The organism is Anaerovorax odorimutans (genome assembly GCF_024459955.1).
Lineage (GTDB): Bacteria > Bacillota > Clostridia > Peptostreptococcales > Anaerovoracaceae > Hominibacterium > Hominibacterium odorimutans_A.
On sequence record NZ_JANFXK010000245.1, the window covers coordinates 1 to 222 of the forward strand.

General features: G+C 52.3%; 1 protein-coding gene. It reads right to left on the reverse strand.

Features of this window, described 5'->3' with window-relative positions; all coding sequences use genetic code 11:
* A partial coding sequence (locus tag NE619_RS19245; RefSeq protein WP_334304341.1) for an alpha-galactosidase occupies positions 1 to 214 on the reverse strand: 214 nt, incomplete at its 3' end.
* Positions 215 to 222: the final 8 nt, after the last annotated feature.

A 222-nucleotide genomic window follows, 5' to 3' on the forward strand; every position in this document is an offset into this window, starting at 1 on the left:
CCTCAGCGTTGTCAAGGACATCACACATCATGTTGAAGATGTGATCGCACACTTCCCTGCGGGAGAAGTCCAGTACAAGCTGGTAACGGCTCCTCACAGGATTTTTCTCAGGCACTTTGAATGCCCAGTCGGGATGTGCCCGGTATAGATCACTGTCCTCAGAGATACATTCAGGCTCGAACCAAATGCCGAATTTGAGTCCAAGGGCATGGATGCGGCGGG